Here is a 20,116-nt window from a genome sequence, read left to right as displayed (position 1 = left end):
CGCTGACAAGGTTATAGGACATCCCACACCGCCACGCGGGCGAGCTTTAACGCTGCTACGCGATGAACATAATCAGCAGAGAAGGGCACACTGGTGAGCGCGAACAGTAATAAAAACTGGGCAATGTTAGGTAGTAATGGTCAAGTGACCATTACTATTATTTTAAAACCCAATCGCTGTTTAGCTGTAAGACTCTATGGGCGGACAAGCGCATACCAAATTGCGGTCGCCCCAAGCGGCATCTATGCGGCCGATGGGTGGCCAGTATTTATGGCGCCGCACCCAAGATAATGGATATGCTGCCGTTTCTCGACTGTATGGATGTGTCCAATTTTCTACCAGCAAATCTTCGGCGGTGTGCGGTGCGTTTATCAACGGATTATCATCACGTGGCCATTCACCGTCGGTAATGCGTTTGATTTCACCGACAATAGACAACAAGGCGTCACACAAGCGGTCTATTTCGTTTTTGGTTTCCGATTCGGTGGGCTCAATCATCATCGCGCCTGCCACTGGCCATGATACTGTCGGTGCATGAAAACCGTAGTCCATCAACCGTTTGGCAATGTCTTCTACTGACACCCCTGCCGATTTGAATACGCGTGCATCTACAATGCATTCATGTGCCACATAACCGTTTTCGTCATGAAATTCCACTGGATAAGCGCTACCTAACTGTTTGGCGATATAGTTAGCGGCGAGTAAGGCGCTTAATGTCGCTCGGCGCAGTCCATCAGCGCCCATCATGCGAATATACATCCAAGAAATATGGAGAATTAACGCCGACCCCCACGGCGCGGCCGATACGGTATCATAATCATCTTCCCCGCCATTTTGCATGGGATGTTTGGGTAAAAATTCACGCAGGTGTGCCTGCACTCCAATCGGTCCCATGCCGGGACCTCCACCGCCGTGTGGAATGCAAAAAGTTTTGTGTAAATTAATATGCATAACATCAGCACCAAACTGTCCGGGTAGTGATACGCCGACTAAGGCGTTGAAATTGGCGCCGTCCATGTATACCTGTCCGCCTGCTTCGTGTACAAGCTCACACAATGCCGGCATTCTTCTACCAAATACGCCGTAAGTGGATGGATAGGTGAGCATTAATGCCGCCAGATTGTTACGGTGGAGGGCAATTTTTTGCCGTAAATCATCTTCGCTCACTTGCCCTGCATTATCAATTTCTACCGGCACCACGCGCATACCCGCCATGACCGCGCTGGCTGGATTAGTGCCATGTGCGGACAGTGGAATTAAACACACATCGCGATGTCCTTGATCAAGGCTATCAAGATAGCGGCGTATCGCCAGCAGACCAGCGTATTCGCCTTGGGCGCCGGCGTTTGGTTGCAAAGACACAGAGTCAAAACCTGATATTTTTGCTAATAGTGATTCTAACTTGGCAGCGAGTTGTGCATAACCGGCCTGGTGCGAAGCTGGCGCAAAAGGGTGAACGTTTGCTAACAGAGGCCAAGACAGTGGTTCCATTTGTACGGCAGCATTAAGTTTCATTGTGCACGAACCAAGCGGAATCATGGAACGGTCAAGGGCAATGTCTTTTTGCCCAAGCCGCCGCAAGTAACGCAACATCTCATGTTCGGTATGATAAATATTAAATGTTTCGTGTGTGCAAAAAGCGTCGGTGCGTACGAATTTGGCAGGTAAGGTATCATCGATTTCCGAGGCAATGGCGTCAAAATCGGGTGCGTTACCACCAAAGGCGTGCCATACTGCTTCAATATGTGTTGGGGTGGTGCATTCGTCTATGCTAATGCCGACGACGCCATCACGATGCAACAGGCAGATACCGTTTTGCAGCGCTTTGTCCACCACCGCCACTGCATCTGTTGCCGACACCCGTAGGGTGTCAAAAAAGTTATCATGTAATGGGGCTCGTCCCATTTTTCGTAATCCTGCCGCCAAAGCTAAAGCCAGCCGCCACACTCGTTTTGCTACGGCCTTTAGCCGATCCGGACCGCGATACACCACATATGCTGCTACTAACATTGCCGGCAGTGCTTGTGCAGTACAGATATTGCTAGTAGCTTTTTCGCGACGAATATGCTGTTCGCGTGTTTGCGCCGATAGGCGAAAACCGGCACGACCATGGGTATCTTTGGAAACGCCTACCAGCCTACCCGGCACGTGGCGGCGTAATGTGGACGAAAAAGCCATAAATCCAGGGTGTGGTCCGCCACAACCCATTGGCACACCCAAACGTTGGGCATTGCCCACGGCAACGTCAAAACCAATTTCTCCTGGTGATTTAATTAATGCGAGGGCTAGCAAATCTGTGCAGCAGGCAACACCAATATTACGGCTTTTGAGAGTCTCTACAATTGCTGATGGATCATACAACCGTCCGTCACCGGCAGGATAACCCAAAATGGCGCCAAAGGCTTCTGGCGCTTCGGTACATTTTTCTGCCGGCAAAATATTGAGTTGAATTCCCAGCGGTGCGGCGCGCGTTTTTAGAACTGCCAAAGTTTGTGGAAACAGCGTTTCATCAACAAGAAAAACATTGCTGTCAGAACGACTTTGACGCCGCAGTAAGGTCATGGCTTCTGCCGCTGCCGTCGCTTCATCCAACAACGATGCTCCAGCCATAGGCAAGCCGGTTAAATCAATTACCAGAGTTTGAAAATTAAGCAGCATTTCCAACCGACCTTGTGCAATTTCGGCCTGATAAGGCGTGTAGGCAGTGTACCAGGCAGCGCTTTCTAGTAAATTACGGCGTACCACTGCCGGCATACTCGTGCCATAGTAGCCAAGCCCGAGCATGCTCACTGCTACTTTATTTTTTCTCGCCATGGACGACAACTCGGCGGTGGCTTCATCTTCAGTTAGTGCTGGTCCAATGTCTGGTAGGCGCCCGACGATTTCCGGCGGAAGAATTTTTTCCATGTCATCTAATTTTTCAAATCCGATAGTCTGCAACATCTCTCGCTGATCTTCTGACGATATGCCACAGTGCCGGTTAGCAAAACCTGCCGTCGGTAAAAAATCGTTACGGTTGTTCATTATGCTTCTTCCACAAATGCGGCATACGCCGTCGCATCCATGAGTTCTTCCGCCGCCGCGTCGGTTGTCATTTCCCACAGCCAACCTCCGTCTTCGGGTGATTCGTTGACTAGCCCCGGATTGTCAATCAATGTTTCATTAACGGCAGCTACTTCGCCGGAAATGGGTGCATAAATGTCGCTGGCGGCTTTAACTGATTCAATAACAGCACATTCTTCTTTTTGAGCAACATATTGTCCAACTTCCGGCAGTTCCACCGACACTACGTCGCCCAGCTGTTCCTGCGCAAAATCGGTAATGCCAACGCGAAAACGCCCGTTACCGACGTCTTCAATCCATTCGTGTTCTTGTGTATATTGCTTGCTCATGATTTTCTCCTATATTGGTGTGAAACAAAAGGCAGTTTGACTACCTCACAATTAATCCATTCACCGCGCACTTCGGCGGTGATAATACCGCCCGTTGCAGCGTATGGGGTTTTAACAAATCCCAGCGCAATGGCGAATTGCAAACTTGGTCCATGTAATCCGCTAGTAACTGCACCGATATCTTCTCCGGTAGTGCTACGCAGTTTGGCGCCGGCGCGCACGACTTTTTTCCCCTGTGGGCGCAATCCTACCAAGCTTCGTGATGGTCCGTTAGCAATTTGCTGAGTAATAATGTCGGCGCCGGCATAATCTCCACCTTCTCGGCGATGTTTTGGTATCGACCATAGCAATCCTGCTTCTATTGGCGTAATATTCTCGGTTAGTTCGTGTCCGTACAAACACAGCCCTGCTTCCAACCGTAATGAATCGCGTGCACCCAAGCCGGCGGGTTTGACTGCGGGATGTGCCGCCAATTGGCTAGCGATATTAACGGCAGCCTTTGCGGGAATGGAAATTTCAAAACCGTCTTCGCCAGTATAGCCGCCGCGTGTGATGCGGCACTCAACACCGTCAATATTAAACCAGCCGGCGTGCATGAAATTTAGCGTGACAGCTGTCGCCGATATGGTTTCCATAACTGCCGCAGCTTGAGGACCTTGCAGGGCAAGCAACGCCCACGTGGACATTTCGGTGATAGTGCAAGAAGCGGGCAAATGCTTTCGTAAATGAGCAATATCTACCGCCTTGCGTGAAGCATTAAATACAATGAAAAAACCGCGGTCACCGTCATTACCGATAATAAAGTCATCCAGCACACCGCCACAGTCGCTAGTAAGAACAGCATATTTAGTGGTACCGACGGCAATATGCGATACGTCTGCCGGAGTGAGCTTTGACAGTGTTTCAGCTGCGTTGCTGCCAGAAACCGTTAGCTGTCCCATGTGTGAAGCATCAAACAATGATGCTTGTGTGCGAGTATGTATATGTTCGGCAATAAAGCCACCGCCAGCATAAGACAGCGGCAACGAATAACCGGAAAAGTCGGTCATTTTGCCACGCCACTGTATGTGTAAATCGTTTAACGGTGTATGATGAATTTTAGGCATAACAGGCTCCTTCCTTGCCAAATGGCAAATCATCCCGTCTGTCCCGATAACCTGAGAGATTGCCTCCGTGGAGGGTGCCCCTTCGGTGAAGCGTTTACGCTTGCTCTCCAGACAGGTCTTGTACGCGGCGGTTTTTTTGCCTGAGAGTTTCCGGGAAGTTATTTCCGTCGGCGAAAAAGCACATCGCTTTTTTCTTTCCCGCTGGCACAATAGACCTAAGCGTTATGGTACCACTCTTGCTCATAAAAACAAAACCGTGATTTTATTTTGTTGGAAGAATCAGGTAATTTATGTCGGCGTGTCAATCATGTTACTTTGTCGGTTAGGGATAAACCGGAATTTAAATGTTTTTAACGATTTTTTCCGCCATTATTTTTATATGTCTTATTTGGCTGTTTGTAAAACTATTGTGTGCTGTCTGTTAACTGATTTTTCTGTTGGTAAAAATCGTATGAGCATGTCATTTAAATATCGCAATCCCTTTGTAGTTGGACGAATATGGGTGGCAGTGCGTTCTAGTAGTCCGTCTGCCTCGCAAGCCGCCAGAGGTACTTCAATATCAGCAATGGTGACTCCGGCGTAATCGGTAAGTATTGCCGTTTCAAAACCATCAGTCAGCCGCAATGCGTTAAGTAAAAATTCAAAAGCTGCTTCGCGAACGGAAACTTTGTTTCGTTTAGCAACGGCCGTGCCGGCGGCGGCTTGGCGCATGTAGGTGGCGGGATGTGTAATCCGCACATCCCGCCATATCTCGCCGTGTACTGTAAGTTTTCCATGAGCGCCGGCGCCAATGCCGGCATAGTCGCCGAAACGCCAGTAGTTTAAATTGTGGTTGCATTGTGTTTCTGCGCGGGCATATGCGGACACTTCATAGCGTGCATAGCCATTTTCTGCTGCCGTTCGAGCTACGGCATCGGCAATGTCAGCACCGGTATCTTCACTTGGCAAACCGGTTGGTGGATGACGAAAAAAAGGAGTTTTAGGCTCTAGAGTCAATTGATATAACGACAAATGTGTGGGAGCAAATTCAATCGCTATTTTTACATCTGTTGATGCCGCAGTTGCCGTTTGTCCCGGCAGTGCATGCATAAGGTCTATATTAAAATTATCAAATTCAGTAGCAGCAGTAGCTGCTCGTCGTGCAGCAGCGCCGTCATGCACTCTGCCAAGTATCCGCAAACAAGAGTCATCAAAACTCTGTACACCTAATGACAGACGATTTATACCCAAAGCGCGAAATTCAGAAAACTTTTGCATATCGGAAGAATCGGGATTAGCTTCCATGGTTATTTCTATATCGGGAGGCAACAAAGACAGTGCTCGCAGCCCGCTAAATAGCCGGTCAATTGCTGTTGGTGAAAACAAGCTGGGTGTGCCTCCACCTAAAAAAATCGTTTGCACGCGTCGACCCCATATTGCAGGTAGTAGTGACTCGGCGTCGGCTAACAGAGCGTTAATGTATTCTGTTTCAGGAATCTGTGTCGCCGCCTGATGAGAATTAAAATCGCAATAAGGGCATTTGCGCGTACACCACGGCAGATGAATATACAGACTCAGAGGTGGCGGGTTACGTACTCGCCCCGCTGACAGCAGCGGTGCTTCCATGTATTTAAAAGCGGCGAGTTTTAATTAGTCGCATTAATTCACGTAACGACTGTCCGCGATGACTGACGGCTTCTTTTTCTTCCAGCGTCATTTGCGCACCAGTCTTGCCCACACGCGGATCATAAAACAGTGGGTCATAGCCAAATCCACCGTCACCACGCGATTCATTAATAATTTCACCGCACCAAAATCCTTCGGCAAACATTGGTGCTGGATCGTTTGCTGTCTGCACCAAAACCATCGCCGCATAATAAAATGCTGTCCGGTCTTTTTTCCCAACCATCTCTTGTAATAGCTTGTTATTGTTAGTTGCATCGTCGGTTTTGTCGCCACCATAACGCGCTGAATGCACTCCCGGTGCGCCGTTTAGAGCTTTTACTACCAAGCCCGAATCATCGGCTACTGCTGTTTCACCACTTACCGCAGCTGCCGCTCGCGCTTTAGCCAGGGCATTTTCAAAAAATGTACCATACGGTTCTTCGGCACCATTTAGTCCTAAATCAGCTAAACAAGGTAGCCGCGCAGCTAGTGGCTGTAAGGCAGCACGAATTTCACGCACTTTGCCGGTGTTTCCACTGGCGATAACAATAGTCGGAAAGGACATGCCAATAATTATATTGCTGGGAGAATTTTAATCAGGTGAAAAAATGTAATTGGTGGTCTTATTTTGCATTTGAAAAAAGTCACCGATAATAGTTTTAAGGCTTCGCTGGCAAAACTTGTAATGGATCAAACGGTTTTCCGGCTTTACGAATTTCTAAGTGCAACATTACGCGGTCAGTGCCGCTGTCACCAAACATAGCGATTTTTTGACCACGCTTTACCGATTGACTTTCTTTAACAAAAACTTCATCATTGTGTGCATAGGCACTTAGATAATCGTTTTTATGTTTTAAGATAACGAGACGCCCATAGCTTTTAACGCCGGTGCCTACGTATACGACTTGTCCATCGGCACTGGCATATACCGCATCGCCCTTATTTCCGTTAATGTTAATGCCTTTGGAAGAATTACTGAATTTTTGGCTGATACCACCGCTAGATGGCCAACTCCAGTCTACATCAAAACGTCGTCGTACCGTCTGTGGCGCTCCATCTGTCGTAGGCTGGGGAGTTGGTGCTGTTGCGGCTTCACTAAGTTTAGTTTTTGTGGGCGTGGCGTGTTTATTTTGCCAAGCGGTACGTAACTTATTAAGCGTGTTTTTGTCATAAGGATATTTGCTGGCTAGCGGAGATGTCTTGACTGGTGCATTAGTGCCATCGGGTGATGAAGACGGCGTTGTCGTACCAACCGTGAGGCGAGTCGGCTTTGGTTCAGCTGTTGGCGTAGGTGAGGAGGGGACGAGTTCGGGTGTAGCGACAATGCCCGCCGACTTTTGGCTCGTGACAACATCGGTCACAGGTGTATTATTAGTTGGTGAAAGGCGTAGCAGATTGCCGGCGTATATTTTGTTAGGGTCGGAAAGACCATTCCACACCGCCAATTCACGATAATCCAAGCCGTAGTTAAAAGCGATTTCTTGCAGTGTTTCTCCGCTACTGATTTTGTGAAAGTCGGGGCGGTTAACTTGCGGTTCCGGCTGTTCAGGTGCGATACTGAGAAATTTTTTTGATTTGATTTCATCCACAGTTGATACTGGCGCAGGTACCTGTGAAGGTGCACAAGCTGCAAGTGGAAGAAGTATCAAAAAGGCAGATATTTTTTTTAACATTTTCCTTCTAACAAAGGCACAAAATTTACGGTATCGCGGCGGGCGGCAATGCGGCTTTCGGCATTAATCGCTACCAGACGGGTAACGCTAGAGTCTTCTAGCGGCATGACCAGTAATGCATCAGCAGATAACTGCTCAACCAGCGCGCTGGGAATAGCTTTATGTTCAGCACAAACGATAATGCCATCATAAGGTGCGGCTTGTGTGCAACCGACAACACCATCTGCGTGTACAACACGGACGTTATTGTATCCCATCCCCCGCAGGCGTCGGTTTGTCTGCCGTGCAAGTGTGCCGATGCGCTCAACGGCGGTCACGTGGGCGCAAATTTCAGCCAGTAGCGCGGTCTGATAGCCGCAACCGGCACCAACTTCTAATATATTTTGAGCATTACCGCCGCGTAACATCATTTCTATCATGCGGGCAATGACTAATGGTTGCGAAGTAGTTTGTGAAAAGCCAATAGGTAAGGCGCTATCAGCGGTGGCGCGAGGCCACAACGAAGAATCTAAAAACGCGCTACGATTTACTCGTTCAAAAGCCTCTAACACCTGCCGGTGACGAATACGTCCGTTTAGGTGACGAAGAACACTGCCAGTGGGTGGAGTCAGGACTGTAACCATTCCCATACTCTGCCGAGTTGTGCAGAATCTGTTAAATCTACCATTAGTGGCGTCACTGAAACTGCGCCGTTTTCAATAGCGTGAAAATCGGTTCCGATGCTGTTATCGCGGGCTTTGCCAGCTTCGCCAATAGTATAAAGCATTGTATGTTCGTCCCTGTTTAGCAATATCGATGGCTCGGCGGCATGCCGCCGCCCCAGCCTTGTGGTCATGATATCGGCGATGTTGTTTTCCGGTGCGTCAGGGATATTAACATTGAGCAGCGGCAAGCCGGATAACGCTTTTTGTTGAAATAACGATACTAAACGACGAGCAACGGTGGCGCCTGCAGCATAGTGTTGCTCTGATTTTCCCGCCATGGAGAATGCCATTCCCGGGACGTCAAATAGGTGCCCTTCAATCGTTGCTGCAACTGTCCCCGAATAAATAGTGTCATCACCTAAGTTAGCGCCGTTGTTTATTCCGGAAACGATTAAGTCCGGTTTAGAAAGTAGAAAGTTGCCAGTTAGTGCCAAATGCACACAGTCAGTGGGCGTGCCACCAACGCGAAAACGATTGTCCGCAACTCGTCGTACTGTAATTTCACCAATGAGAGTGAGTGCCGATGAGGCTCCACTGTGATTTTTTTCTGGCGCAACAACAGTAATATCACCTAAATCACAAACTGAGTTAATGAGATAGCGAATACCTATGGCGTCAAAACCGTCGTCATTGGTGATTAAAATATGCATTATTAATAATGGTCGGGGCGAGAGGATTTGAACCTCCGACCCCCTGCACCCCATGCAGGTACGCTACCAGGCTGCGCCACGCCCCGACTGTTCATAAAATAGAAATCACTTCTCGCAACTCATCTCGTAGCCATGCTAGCGATTGCTTGGAAGGTGTTTGCTGCAATGCGCGGTTTACTCCGGCTAGTGTGTTTCCTTCGGCCAGCAGGTAATTTACGCGTTGTAGCCTCAGCACATTGTCGCGAGTGTAATAACGCCGGTTGCCGCGGCGTTCTACATTGTCCAGCACCGGTGCTTCGCGCTCCCAGTAACGCAACGTGTGTGGCTTGCTGCAAGCCAGCTTAGCCGCCTCACCGATTGTGAAATAACGGCGGTCAGGAACGGCAGGGAATTTTTGTTTGTTAATTTCCAGTTTTTTCACGCCGCCCCGAAATAATTTTTGATTTGACAGTGCCACCGGCGATAAAACTCACCACACGCCGCGGTTTAATCTCGGCTTCTTCAAGTGTCTTTGGATTGCGTCCGATGCGGGATTTTTTTTGTATACAGCGAAAGACACCAAAACCATGAATTTTAAATTCATCTTTTTGGGTAATTTCTTCGCCGAGAACGTCAAAAAAAACATCGGTAAATCGCCGCGCCTCAATAAAAGAGCCTACGTCGTTCTGTAATTCTTGCGCAATATCGTTGCGAATTAGATTGGGCTTTTCTTTCATCATCCTTCCTGCCGTAAGGAAAAACCGGTTTTTTCTAGTGCGTTCACTACTTTCTCCAATGCCAAGTTAATATCATTGTCGGTTAAATTGGCGTTTGTGCCCTGCATATGAAGCCTTACTCCGTAACATTTTTTTATGTTATCACTCTCATAGCAGTCAAACAAGGAAATGTTTATGATTGGCAATTTTGTTGCTTCTTTGTGGATGCATTCCAGTAGTTGTGCTGCCGTCAAATTGGCTGCTGCCGTTACTGACAAATCACGCCGAACCAGTGGTAACGGCGATACTGCAACGGCTTGCGGTAGCTGGCGGATATTGTTCAGTGCCTGCAAACTTAGCTCAAAAACCAGCGGTGCTTCGGTAAATCCTAGTTCTGCTGTGATAGCTGGATGCAGCACACCTGCAGTGCCAATAACTACCGTTGTGTCGTTTATATCGGCAGTAATGCGTACCGCTTGGTACGGATGTAATGTGGTGTGTGTGCGGTCAGCTTCAAAACGCACGCCAGGGCAGTCACGCAGTAAAAATTCCAGCCAACCTTTAATATCAAAAAAATCGGCGGCACGTGCTTTTTCTGCCCACTGCGGTGCCTGCATATTACCGACAACAACACCAGCCAACATGAGTGGTTGTTGGTGTGTCCAGTCATCATTTTCATTACTAAAAAAACAGCGCCCAATTTCAAATAATCGCAATCGTTCTCGTTGTCGTCGTTGATTAAACAATGCTCGGTCTAGCAACCCACCAAGCAAAGTAGTGCGCATAACAGACATGTCCTCGCTAATTGGATTTTGTAATTGCACCGGAGTGGCTTGTCCTAATAATTTTTCCCAGTGTAGTGGTACGAAGGCATAAGTTATGGCTTCCGAAAAACCCAGTGATGCTAACCGTCGCCGCATTTTTGTTGATGTATAAGGCTGCGGCGGTTGTGGCAACATTTTGCTGTTGCCGGTGGACGTGGTTTCGGGTAACTTGTCATATCCCCATGAACGAGCCACTTCTTCCACTACATCAACGTCACGTTCTAAATCAAACCGCCATGAGGGTGGAGACACGGTCAGGATATCGCCGTTAACGTTAACGGGAATGGATAGTGCCGATAAATAATCAGCGGCAGTGGTGGTGTCGATGTCGGGAACACCAATGAGGCTGCGGATATGTGCGCCACTAACGACGATATTGGAAACAAGCGTGCTGCCAGCACCGGATGACTGTAACGGACCGGCTTGACCTCCGCATATTTGTTTAATGAGGCGGGCGCCGAGTGCCAGTCCTTGCGGTGCTATATGTCTGTCTACACCGCGTTCAAAACGAAATGCGGCTTCAGAATTAATTCCGTATTGTCGTGTTCTACCACGTACTACTTGTGGAGAAAAAAAGGCGCCTTCTAGCAAAATATTGGTGGTAGTGTCGCTCACCATGGACGACATGCCGCCCATAATGCCGCCAAGCGCTAGTCCTTGCTGCTCATCAGCGACAAGCAATGTGTCGGTATTGCAGCACGCTTTGGTGCCGTCCAGCAAAGTTAATTTTTCGTCGTCGTCGGCAAAACGTACCCGAATGCTGTTGGCAATTTTGTCCAAATCAAAAGCATGCAATGGCTGCCCTAGCGCCAACATTACGTAGTTAGTAACATCCACGGCAGCACTGATGCTGCGTAAACCGCAACGTTCTAGCAAAGTGCGCAGCCACCACGGTGATGGTCGGCGCGCATCTACATTGCGGATGACAATACAACCGTAATATGGGCAAGCTTCAGAAGCACCACCATCAATGCGCACAGCAACGGTGTCGTCTATATCAGCATGATGTGGATTGTCTATCGTAGGTGGTGGCAAATTGGCAACAGCGACGACTTCTCGCACCATACCTAGATGACTCAGACAATCACCGCGGTTAGGTGTAATACTGATATCAAAAATAGTGTCGGACAAATGTAAATATTCGTTCAATAATTCGCCTACGGCAATTTCTTCAGAATCTAATAATAAAATTCCATCGCCGTCAATGCCTACTCCCAGCTCCTTAGCGGAACAAAGCATGCCGTTTGATTCTACGCCGCGCACATCGCGTTTTTGCAGGATGGTATTACCAATACGTGCTCCTGGTTTGGCGACTACCACCACAACTTCTGTTGCCACATTAGGCGCACCACAAACAATATCCAGTGGTTTAGAATCTCCTACGTCCACTTTACAACAATTGAGGTTATCAGCGTTGGGGTGCGGTGCAATTTCTAAAATCCGTCCGGCGTACAAGCCGTCAGCAATAGCTGCCGGTTCATATAAATCTACTTCAAAACCGCGATTAGTCAGGCATGCGGCGAGTTCTGCATTTGCGGGTAACGGACCGGTGCAAAATGTTTGTAGCCAATGGCGCGAAATTTTCATTCGCTGGCGAATTGTTTTAGGAAGCGCAAGTCGTTTTCGTAAAACTGCCGAATATCAGTTACGCCATAGAGTAACATGGCCAGTCGCTCCACGCCAACGCCGAAAGCAAAACCGCGATATTGAGTGTTGTCGACGCCGCCGTGCACAAGCACGTTGGGATGAATCATTCCACAGCCGGCAACTTCTAGCCAATCTCCATCGCTCCGCCGGATATCACATTCTGCCGACGGTTCGGTGAACGGAAAATAAGAGGGGCGGAAACGCAATGCGATGTCATCATCATCAAAAAAAGCGCGAAAAAATGCACCCAACACACCTTTAAGTCCGGTAAATGTTACCGTGTCATCAATCCAAATGCCTTCAATTTGATGAAACATCGGTGAGTGCGTGGCGTCGTGATCGCAACGGTATACACGCCCTGGTGCAATGGCGCGTATTGGCGGCGCGCTGTGCGATAACATGTGGCGAATTTGCACCGGCGAAGTGTGAGTGCGCAACAGGCGACCGTCACTGGTATAAAAGGTGTCGTGCATGGAGCGCGCCGGATGGTCAGGCGGATGATTTAATGCTGTGAAATTGTAATAATCGGTTTCAATTTCTGGTCCATCGGCTATCCCAAAACCGATGGATGAAAAAATATTTTCAGCCCGTTCAGTTGCCAGCGACAGCGGATGTAGTCCACCACTTTCAATCTGACGACCGGGCAGGGTGACATCTATCTTTTGCGACAATGTACGCTGCATTTTTTCTTTTCGTAAACGATCGCGTCCTTCTTGATACAGTTGCTCAATTTTTTCGCGCAAGGCATTTAATTGTTTGCCGACGGCGGGGCGTTCTTTGGCAGGTAAAGAGGGCAAACCACGTAATAAGGTTTGCAATTGTCCGTTTTTGCCGAGAAAAAAAGCTTTTGCTTCATCCAGCGCATGATTGTCAGCGGCGCCAACAAACCGCGTTGTTGCATCCTGCAAAATAGTGTTTTCTGAAGGCAGACAAGTGCCGCCAGATTCAGGCATGTTTTTGCGCTAAAAGCGCCAGTTCTTCAAACGCGGGAGCGTTGTCAAAAGCAATATCTGCCAGCATTTTGCGGTTGATTGTAACGCCGGCACGACGTAGTCCGCCCATGAACTGCGAATAGGTCATGCCTTTAGCGCGGGCAGCGGCATTGACGCGCACAATCCACAAACTGCGAAAGTCACGCTTTTTGCATCGCCGGTCACGGTAGGCAAATTGACCGGCACGCATGACCGCTTGTTTGGCAACGCGATACACATTTTTTCTCCGGCCGCGAAAGCCTTTGGCGGCGGCAAGTACTTTTTTATGACGTTGGCGGGCGGTAACCCCGCGTTTTACTCTGGGCATGGCAATTTTCCGTTAGAAAAAAATTACAGGTAGGGTGCCATGCGCAAAATACGCTTGGCGTCGGCACCGACAACAACTGCCGGATCACGCCGCAAGCGGCGCTTTTGGTCAGCAGATTTTTTGGTCAGTATATGGCGGCGATAGGCGCGTGCGTGGGTTATTTTTCCGCTTCCGGTGCGGCTAAATCGTTTGGCGACGCTTTTATTGGTTTTCATTTTTGGCATTGGATTTCCTTTTTTCGTTCTTTTTCATAAAAAACATTTGCATACGGCGACCCTCCATAACCGGTGCGCGTTCCACATCGGCAATGCTTTCTAAATCGTGGCGCAAAGTTTCTAGTCTTTCTCGACCCAAGCTTTGCTTAACGATTTCTCGTCCGCGAAAAGCGATTACGGCTTTGACTCGGTTGCCTTCATTCAAAAAACGCACGGCATTGCGCAGTTTGACGGCATAATCGGCTTCACCAGTGGATAAACGAAATTTTATTTCTTTTACTTCCACTTGTTTTTGCCGTGCTCGTGCTTCTTGCCGCTTTTTGCTTTCCCGATATTTGTGCTTGCCGTAGTCCATCAACTTGCAGACAACGGGAGATGTGCCGGGAGAAATTTGTACTAAATCCAGACCAGCTTCGGTAGCTTGCTGCTGTGCACTCGCGAGCGACAACAAGCCGATTTGCTGACCGTCGGCGCCAATAAGGCGCACATCAGAAGCTGTAATCTCCTCGTTAATACGCGGTGTGTTTTCTATGCGCCCTCCTTGGGTGTGTTATGATAAATAAATTTTGCGCAAAACAAAAGAGACGTATTATAACCGTTGCCGCAGAAATTGATGCTATCCGTGCCCACAAAAAAACACATTACACCGCGAGTAGCGGAAATTATGTTGCTGGCGGCAACGTTTTTTTGGGGTTGGACATTTCCAGTGGTCAAGGATGCGGTGGTCGTAATGCCCGTTTTTGCCTTTCTTGCGTTGCGCTTTACTTTAGCAGCGGCGGTAATGCTGTTATTGGCACGTCGGTTGCCATTATGGCGAAAATGGCGGCTGGGAGGAGCGCTTGGTGTGGTGCTTTTTTTATCTTTTGCTTTTCAAACATGGGGGCTAGTTTATACTTCGTCAGCTAATAGCGCCTTTATTACTGGATTAAATGTTGTCTGGGTGGTTTTGTTGAGACGTGGTGGTTGGCGTGTTTGGCCGATGGTGTGTTTGGCAATTGTTGGTTTGGGGTTGATGACAACACCCGATTATCGCCAGATTAACCTTGGTGATTGGCTTACACTAGCCTGTTCACTCTTCATTGGTCTACATATTCTCCTATTGGCGCGGCTGGATAAGGAACAATCCAGCATTGACATGGCATTTATGCAATTTGCGTCAGTGGCAGCGATGTCATTATTGGTGTCACTGTTGTTTGAGCCGACATTGTTGCCTTCTAAGTGGGACAGTAAAATTATTTTTGCCCTGTTACTGACCGCATTGGGAGCAACGGTATTTTCTTTTTGGGTGCAAACGCATTATCAGCGTTTTACCTCTCCAGTGCGAGCTAGTATGATTTTTTTGGCGGAACCGTTTTTTGCTGCTGTTTTTGCAGTAGGTTTGCACGGCGAACACATCTCTGGTCAAGCTGGACTGGGTGCGCTATTTATCTTGGTTGCCATGATATTGGTGATATTGCGACAGGCATAAAATATCCGGCAGAGTTAAATTAACCTATCTTGACTTTAGAGTAATTAACTGCACTTTTATGTGACTGATTGTTAGCCATCAGAATGAATGAGAGTCGGGATTGATGGAGATAGTTAGTTGTCCGGAATTCTAGCGCTTTTTAATGGTGTTTTTAATATTAATTGATGGGTCTTGCTGTCTGGTTAATGGGCTGGAGAAAAAATGCAAAACACCAACCGAAAAATTAACTGAAATTAGATGAATATTGAACTAGTTAGGTTTTATACGGAGGGAACTTGCACCGGCGGTTCGTTATATCACCAAGGTGAGCGGTCCAAAAAAGCATACGGTAGCACAGCAATATAAACCGGCGGATATCGCATCACGTCTGGGAGATTTCATGAGCGATCCAAAAAATATCCGGAGGAACACAGAGGCATGTTGCTGATCAACGACATTCCAAATTTTAAGTGGGTACTTATTCACATCGGCAATAGTGCCAAAGATACCAAAGGCTATGTGTTAGTTGGCGAAGAATTACGATTGAACAATGAAGGCAGAGTAATTAACAGCGCCAAGGCATACTGCAGGATATACTCGAAGCTCGCTGCTGCAGCAGGGTCCGATGAAGGACTAATCATAAAAATAAGACGGCTGCTCATTTAATTATGACGGCGTTCCCACCGCAAAATAACTCAGAGAAAAAATATGATAAAAATTCAAAAAGACCTGTAGGTCAATTGACCTGTTACCGTGTGCGTTGCCGCCGATGGCGTGGTAACCGAACACATTTCTTCAATGAGATTACGCGCCCTCAACAAAAAGGACCATAACAAATGCACCAGACGCTTGATGATTCGCTCATCCGCCAGCGCCAAACAAAAAATAGAAGATGCACACGAGCAGATATGCGTGAATAATGTATTGGGAGGGTGTTCAAGATCCTAAAGGTAAGCAAATAGCATTCAGCGAAAAAACTTACTCGCGGCTATGGATGCCATACCAGCACTGCGTGATGCTATTATTTAATTACTGACAAATATAACGTTGGGAAAGCCTGCTGCTAGCACTGCCGCCGGCCATGGCTTCGTGTCATGGGCGACGGGCAGGTTTTCTGTGCTGCCTGATTATCCGCATGCCAGGACAGAAAATACTCGATGGACGACCAATGCACCTACTCTCAAGCGCGTGGATTTGTTCGGTGCCCCACCGCCGTAGCCGAGATAACAGCGCTCCTATCAATTAACGCCGAACAATCAGGCGACACCACATGGGCATGGCGTGATGTTGTGATTCTGTGGATACTAGGAAACGAGTATTTGATTATCACTACCGACGGGTTCGCCAATTAATCATTGTATATGTCGTCTACGCGCATTGGTTATACGGTTTTTGACGCTACCATTATATATTTTGCTTCTGGCTCGGTTATTTATTATTTGGATACAAGAGTAAAAGAACGTAATTTAGATAACCAAAAATTTACTATAGAGAAAAATGCGGAGTTATATAGACAAGCTATTGCGGTGCTGGGTAGTCGTTACCGTTCAATAACTTGAAAAATTAACTCAAGAATTTTTGGTTTTTATACTGATATGAATTTACGATATGATTTTTTTAGGTAGGAAATTACCAACCTTACCTGTTTTTGATTATTCGGTTTTCCAACCTTTGGCTTTAAAAATAGAAGCCAAATCTTTGTCGCCACGCCCAGACAGATTAACTAAAATAATATTATCTTTCTTCATTTTAGCAGCAATTTTTTTAGCGTGTGCCAGTGCATGTGCGCTCTCTAACGCTGGAAGAATACCCTCCAGTCGGCACAGATCGTCAAACGCCGCCAGTGTTTCGTCATTACTGACTGCGGCATAAGTGGCGCGTCCGCTTTCTTTGAGATATGAATGCTCAGGACCGACGCCGGGGTAGTCCAATCCCGCCGAAATTGAATTGGTGGCGAGCACTTGTCCGTCTTCGTCTTGCAACAAATAAGAAAGAGAGCCGTGCAACACACCGGGGCGACCGTGGCTTAGTGTAGCCGCATGGAGGCAATGAGCATCGCCGCTACCACCGGCTTCAACGCCGATGAGCGCGACATCAGTATGTGAAATATAAGGATAAAAAATTCCCATTGCGTTTGAGCCACCGCCGACGCAGGCAATAATAGTATCGGGATGACGTCCTGCTGCCTCCGGCATCTGCTTTAAACATTCTTCACCAATGACGGCATTAAAGTCGCGTACCATCATCGGATACGGATGAGGACCGGCGACCGAACCGATAATATAAAAAGTGTCGTCCACATTAGTGACCCAATCGCGTAGTGCTTCATTGAGCGCGTCTTTGAGAGTTTGTGATCCGGAATGCACGGTATGTACTTCTGCTCCCAGCAACCGCATGCGTTGCACGTTTGGCATTTGTCGCTGCACGTCTTCTGCTCCCATAAAAATAACGCAGGGCAACCCTTCACGCGCACACACGGTAGCAGTTGCAACGCCATGTTGACCGGCACCAGTTTCGGCAATAATGCGACGTTTGCCCATGCGGCGAGCAAGTAATACTTGACCAACGGCGTTATTAATTTTGTGGGCGCCAGTATGATTGAGGTCTTCACGTTTAAGATAAATTTGTGCTCCACCGTATTGCTCACTCAATCGGCGGGCATGGTATACAGGGCAGGGGCGTCCGACATACTCAAAAAGAATATTTTTGCGCTCGCGTTCAAAAGCATCATCGTGGCGATATCGGCTGTACGCGTCACGTAGTTGCGACAAGGCAAAAGTTAGTGTTTCCGCCACATAGCTACCGCCAAATTCGCCAAACCGTCCGTCGGCGTTGGGCATTTGATAATCAGGTGTCGGCATCAGTAATTTCTTTCATGAATTTTCGCATTTTATCCCAATTTTTTCGACGTTTGTTGTCGTCTTCGGCAATGCCGCTGGACACATCCACTGCCCATGGACGGTGATTGCGGACAAGCCCGCCGATGTTTGTTGCCGACAAACCACCGGCAACGATAATAGGTATTGCCGTTTTTTGAGGAATAAATTTCCAATCAAAAGAGGTTCCGCTACCGCCATATTGACCGTGAACGGCGGCATCCAGCAAAATTGCTTGTGCTTGAGAGTGATGGCACAGTGTTTCTTCAATTGTCGCCGCATTTTGTACTCGACAGGCTTTAATATAAGGCACTTCCCAGACGGTGCAGTCATCGGCATTTTCATCGCCGTGAAATTGCAACAAAGAAGGGCGTACGTTATCTACAACGGCTTGCACAGTGGCAGGTTCGGCATTGACAAACAATGCTACCACGGTTACAAACGGTGGCAGTGTGCGGACAATGTCCGCCGCCGTCGCTACGTCCACTGTTGTGGCGGCGAATGGATAAAAAACTAGTCCTATCGCATCGGCGCCAAGGTGTGCCGCATGGCGAGCATCTTCGGCGTTGGTAATGCCGCAAAACTTAACGCGGGTTCGTTGCATGTGATTTTTTCTTTGCCAAAAAGCGAAATAGTAACAGTCCTGACACATAGCCGATGATAGCCATGAAAGTGGACAATACTATCGCGCCTTGCATGAGCGGGTGTATGATATGACTCAAAAATTCCCACGAGGATGACCACACGTCGCCGTCTTGTAAATAGTGTGAAAATCCGTCCCAGGTGACGCTGTCCGCATCTGAATCCAAAAGCCATTGGCCAATTTGGTATTCAAAATAAAAAATTGGCACATAGGTTAGCGGATTGGAAATCCACACACTAATAATTGCAACTGGAATATTAGCGCGTCCCAGCCAGCAAAAAAACATTGCCGGAAACATTTGCAGGGGTATGGGGACAAAACACCAAAACATGCCTACCGCCAAGCCGCGACTAATGGATTGTGCGTCAAATGCGAGTGTTTTTGCGGCAGCCATTTTTGCTAATAAGCTATACGGGGCAGCTCGCACTTTAAGAATCAGTAGCCGCTCATTTTGACGGATGCGGTAACGTAGTGAACGAAAAAAGCTTCGAGAAAAAAACATTAGCCGCCAGCACTTTTGGGGCGAAAGGCGGCGAGTACGGTGGAATCTGTTTGCATCCCGGGGGAACCGATTAAGTCCAGACAATAAGGCACGGCAGAAAAAATACCGTCTAACGTTTCAGCGATGGCTTTGGGTTGCCCTGGCAGATTGATAATAAGAGCGCGACCACGCACTGCTGCTGTCTGCCGCGACAAAATTGCGGTGGGCACATATTTTAAATTGGTGCGCCGCATTTGCTCACCAAAGCCGATGAGTTCACGGTCAGCTACGGCTAGAGTGGCTTCGGGTGTCACATCGCGGGGATCTGGACCGGTGCCGCCGGTGGTGAGTACCAACTGGCAGCTGGCGTCATCAATCATTTCACGTAACGTTTGCGTAATAGTGGCATAATCATCGGCGACAACGCGCGCATCATCTCTCCACGGCGAAGACAATGTTTTTTTTAGCCAAGTACGCAATGCTGGAATACCACGATCTTCGTAAACTCCCGCCTTGGCACGGTCAGAAACGGAAAGCAAGCCAATTAGCGTACTCATTTTTTTTGAATAAGGAAATAGTGCCCACCATCGGCTGCAGATATGTCGTGCAGCGTGTGACCAGCTTGTTTGAGGAAAGAAGGGATATCATTTTTTGCTTCAGGGTCGGAGGCAAAAACGCGTAATTCACCGCCGGCGGCTATTTCATTCAATGCTTTTTTGACACGCAATACAGGTAATGGGCAGCGTAACCCGCTTAAATCAATTTCAATACGCATAGCTTTATTGTACTTGAGTAGCGAATAAGAAGAGCCGTTTGGAGT

The 20,116-nt window shown here is 48.0% G+C and carries 23 protein-coding genes, 1 tRNA gene and 1 riboswitch; of the genes, 3 read left to right on the top strand and 21 right to left on the bottom strand.

Features of this window, described 5'->3' with window-relative positions; translation table 11 throughout:
* Positions 1-180: 180 nt before the first annotated feature.
* The 16 genes from gcvP to infC form a co-directional block, all read right to left on the bottom strand.
* Complete coding sequence (gcvP, locus tag NQX30_03905; protein MDM5147514.1) at positions 181-3,024, bottom strand: aminomethyl-transferring glycine dehydrogenase; 2,844 nt, start codon at positions 3,022-3,024, stop codon at positions 181-183.
* Positions 3,024-3,392: a glycine cleavage system protein GcvH gene (gene gcvH / locus NQX30_03900; GenBank protein MDM5147513.1), complete on the bottom strand. Its 369-nt coding sequence runs from the start codon at positions 3,390-3,392 to the stop codon at positions 3,024-3,026. The genes gcvP and gcvH overlap by 1 nt, the downstream gene beginning before the upstream one ends.
* Complete coding sequence (gene gcvT, locus NQX30_03895; GenBank protein MDM5147512.1) at positions 3,389-4,498, bottom strand: glycine cleavage system aminomethyltransferase GcvT; 1,110 nt, start codon at positions 4,496-4,498, stop codon at positions 3,389-3,391. The genes gcvH and gcvT overlap by 4 nt, the downstream gene beginning before the upstream one ends.
* 28 nt (positions 4,499-4,526) lie before the next feature.
* A riboswitch (glycine riboswitch) is annotated at positions 4,527-4,619 on the bottom strand.
* Positions 4,620-4,882: 263 nt separating this feature from the next.
* Positions 4,883-6,103, bottom strand: a complete 1,221-nt coding sequence (hemW, locus tag NQX30_03890) for a radical SAM family heme chaperone HemW (GenBank protein MDM5147511.1) — start codon at positions 6,101-6,103, stop codon at positions 4,883-4,885.
* 4 nt (positions 6,104-6,107) lie between these two features.
* Complete coding sequence (gene rdgB, locus NQX30_03885; GenBank protein MDM5147510.1) at positions 6,108-6,707, bottom strand: RdgB/HAM1 family non-canonical purine NTP pyrophosphatase; 600 nt, start codon at positions 6,705-6,707, stop codon at positions 6,108-6,110.
* 94 nt (positions 6,708-6,801) lie between these two features.
* Positions 6,802-7,815, bottom strand: coding sequence for a peptidoglycan DD-metalloendopeptidase family protein (locus NQX30_03880; GenBank protein ID MDM5147509.1), 1,014 nt, complete (start codon positions 7,813-7,815; stop codon positions 6,802-6,804).
* Entirely contained in the window at positions 7,809-8,438 is a 630-nt protein-coding gene (pcm, locus tag NQX30_03875; protein ID MDM5147508.1) for a protein-L-isoaspartate O-methyltransferase, read from the bottom strand. Before pcm ends, NQX30_03880 begins: the two co-directional genes overlap by 7 nt.
* Positions 8,423-9,169, bottom strand: coding sequence for a 5'/3'-nucleotidase SurE (surE, locus tag NQX30_03870; protein MDM5147507.1), 747 nt, complete (start codon positions 9,167-9,169; stop codon positions 8,423-8,425). Before surE ends, pcm begins: the two co-directional genes overlap by 16 nt.
* A 9-nt stretch (positions 9,170-9,178) precedes the next feature.
* A tRNA-Pro gene (locus tag NQX30_03865) sits at positions 9,179-9,255 on the bottom strand.
* Between the two features lie 5 nt (positions 9,256-9,260).
* Positions 9,261-9,590, bottom strand: a complete 330-nt coding sequence (locus tag NQX30_03860) for a MerR family transcriptional regulator (GenBank protein MDM5147506.1) — start codon at positions 9,588-9,590, stop codon at positions 9,261-9,263.
* Positions 9,571-9,888: an HU family DNA-binding protein gene (locus tag NQX30_03855; GenBank protein ID MDM5147505.1), complete on the bottom strand. Its 318-nt coding sequence runs from the start codon at positions 9,886-9,888 to the stop codon at positions 9,571-9,573. The genes NQX30_03860 and NQX30_03855 overlap by 20 nt, the downstream gene beginning before the upstream one ends.
* Complete coding sequence (gene pheT, locus NQX30_03850; protein MDM5147504.1) at positions 9,885-12,275, bottom strand: phenylalanine--tRNA ligase subunit beta; 2,391 nt, start codon at positions 12,273-12,275, stop codon at positions 9,885-9,887. Before pheT ends, NQX30_03855 begins: the two co-directional genes overlap by 4 nt.
* Complete coding sequence (gene pheS / locus NQX30_03845; GenBank protein ID MDM5147503.1) at positions 12,272-13,288, bottom strand: phenylalanine--tRNA ligase subunit alpha; 1,017 nt, start codon at positions 13,286-13,288, stop codon at positions 12,272-12,274. Before pheS ends, pheT begins: the two co-directional genes overlap by 4 nt.
* Positions 13,281-13,634 carry a 50S ribosomal protein L20 gene (gene rplT / locus NQX30_03840; protein ID MDM5147502.1) on the bottom strand — a complete coding sequence of 118 codons (354 nt, stop codon included), beginning with the start codon at positions 13,632-13,634 and terminating at the stop codon, positions 13,281-13,283. Before rplT ends, pheS begins: the two co-directional genes overlap by 8 nt.
* 23 nt (positions 13,635-13,657) lie before the next feature.
* Positions 13,658-13,858, bottom strand: coding sequence for a 50S ribosomal protein L35 (gene rpmI, locus NQX30_03835; GenBank protein ID MDM5147501.1), 201 nt, complete (start codon positions 13,856-13,858; stop codon positions 13,658-13,660).
* A complete protein-coding gene (gene infC, locus NQX30_03830; protein MDM5147500.1) occupies positions 13,836-14,381 on the bottom strand; it encodes a translation initiation factor IF-3 in 546 nt (181 codons plus the stop codon). Before infC ends, rpmI begins: the two co-directional genes overlap by 23 nt.
* A 90-nt stretch (positions 14,382-14,471) precedes the next feature.
* On the opposite strand from infC, the gene NQX30_03825 reads away from it, so the two are divergent.
* The 3 genes from NQX30_03825 to NQX30_03815 all read left to right on the top strand — a co-directional run bounded on the left by NQX30_03825 (position 14,472) and on the right by NQX30_03815 (position 16,648).
* The gene (locus tag NQX30_03825; GenBank protein MDM5147499.1) at positions 14,472-15,317 is read left to right on the top strand and encodes a DMT family transporter; all 846 of its coding nucleotides are present in this window, start codon (positions 14,472-14,474) and stop codon (positions 15,315-15,317) included.
* Positions 15,318-15,677: 360 nt separating this feature from the next.
* Positions 15,678-15,962 carry a DUF5675 family protein gene (locus NQX30_03820; GenBank protein ID MDM5147498.1) on the top strand — a complete coding sequence of 95 codons (285 nt, stop codon included), beginning with the start codon at positions 15,678-15,680 and terminating at the stop codon, positions 15,960-15,962.
* A 491-nt stretch (positions 15,963-16,453) separates the two neighbouring features.
* Positions 16,454-16,648 carry a hypothetical protein gene (locus NQX30_03815; GenBank protein MDM5147497.1) on the top strand — a complete coding sequence of 65 codons (195 nt, stop codon included), beginning with the start codon at positions 16,454-16,456 and terminating at the stop codon, positions 16,646-16,648.
* A gap of 300 nt (positions 16,649-16,948) precedes the next feature.
* Here the strand turns inward: NQX30_03815 and trpB are convergent, their stop codons facing one another.
* Genes trpB through NQX30_03790 form a run of 5 tightly spaced genes read right to left on the bottom strand, consistent with a single transcriptional unit; the run spans position 16,949 to position 20,071 of the window.
* Positions 16,949-18,157 carry a tryptophan synthase subunit beta gene (gene trpB / locus NQX30_03810; protein MDM5147496.1) on the bottom strand — a complete coding sequence of 403 codons (1,209 nt, stop codon included), beginning with the start codon at positions 18,155-18,157 and terminating at the stop codon, positions 16,949-16,951.
* The gene (locus tag NQX30_03805; GenBank protein ID MDM5147495.1) at positions 18,144-18,776 is read right to left on the bottom strand and encodes a phosphoribosylanthranilate isomerase; all 633 of its coding nucleotides are present in this window, start codon (positions 18,774-18,776) and stop codon (positions 18,144-18,146) included. The genes trpB and NQX30_03805 overlap by 14 nt, the downstream gene beginning before the upstream one ends.
* Positions 18,757-19,317: a DUF2062 domain-containing protein gene (locus tag NQX30_03800; GenBank protein ID MDM5147494.1), complete on the bottom strand. Its 561-nt coding sequence runs from the start codon at positions 19,315-19,317 to the stop codon at positions 18,757-18,759. Before NQX30_03800 ends, NQX30_03805 begins: the two co-directional genes overlap by 20 nt.
* Complete coding sequence (gene mog / locus NQX30_03795; GenBank protein ID MDM5147493.1) at positions 19,317-19,853, bottom strand: molybdopterin adenylyltransferase; 537 nt, start codon at positions 19,851-19,853, stop codon at positions 19,317-19,319. Before mog ends, NQX30_03800 begins: the two co-directional genes overlap by 1 nt.
* On the bottom strand, positions 19,850-20,071 hold the full coding sequence (locus NQX30_03790) for a sulfurtransferase TusA family protein (protein ID MDM5147492.1): 222 nt from the start codon (positions 20,069-20,071) through the stop codon (positions 19,850-19,852). Before NQX30_03790 ends, mog begins: the two co-directional genes overlap by 4 nt.
* Between the last annotated feature and the right edge of the window lie 45 nt (positions 20,072-20,116).

This window comes from Candidatus Persebacteraceae bacterium Df01 (assembly GCA_030386295.1).
GTDB lineage: Bacteria > Pseudomonadota > Gammaproteobacteria > Tethybacterales > Persebacteraceae > Doriopsillibacter > Doriopsillibacter californiensis.
The sequence above is the reverse complement of the archived record's forward strand: the minus strand, read 5'-3'. Positions and strand labels throughout refer to the sequence as shown.